The organism is Bowmanella yangjiangensis, assembly GCF_017255015.1.
Lineage (GTDB): Bacteria > Pseudomonadota > Gammaproteobacteria > Enterobacterales > Alteromonadaceae > Bowmanella > Bowmanella yangjiangensis.
The window spans coordinates 1-594 of sequence record NZ_JAFKCS010000466.1 but is presented as its reverse complement, the minus strand read 5'-3'; the positions used below and the strand labels follow the sequence as shown (position 1 = coordinate 594).

The window sequence follows — 594 nt, the reverse complement described above, 5'->3', positions numbered from 1 at the left end:
AAGGGCCGCACCCTGCGCCAGATGGTGGGCATGGTGATGCTGGCGCCGACCGTGGTTACGCTACTGTGGTTCTCGGCATTCGGTGGCGGCGCGATCGCCCAGGTGATTGATGGCAGCGGTGCCCTGGCGGCTGGCCTCAGTGACGTCAACATGGCCATTTTCCAGTTCCTGGAAATGCTGCCGTTGGCCGGTATCGGTTCGCTGCTGGTGGTCGCTTTGTTGGTGTTCTTCATGGTGACGTCGGTGGACTCCGGTGCGCTGGTGATTGACAACCTGTCGGCCGGTGGCGATCCAAATACCCTGCCGGTGCAGCGTGTGCTGTGGCTGGTGATGATCGCGCTGGTGACTGTCACGCTGTTCGTGATTGGCGGCGATACCGCACTCAAGGGCATTCAGGCCGGTGCCGTGGCCATGGGACTGCCGTTCATGGCGCTGATGCTGTTGCTGATGATCGGCCTGGTCAAAGGGCTGATTGAAGACTGCCGCAGCTGACGCCAGCCAGTCGATGCCCCGACACCGGCCTTGCGCTCGGGGGGGGGGCCCTTAGTTTTATCGGAACCCGCGATTAAAAAAAAAAAAAAGAGGTTAACACCC

Annotated in this window: 1 protein-coding gene; it reads left to right on the top strand. The window is 60.9% G+C overall.

The window, feature by feature from the left end; genetic code table 11:
- The coding region (locus J0A65_RS25180) for a BCCT family transporter (protein ID WP_206596958.1) at positions 1-492 on the top strand (492 nt) is incomplete at its 5' end.
- Between the last annotated feature and the right edge of the window lie 102 nt (positions 493-594).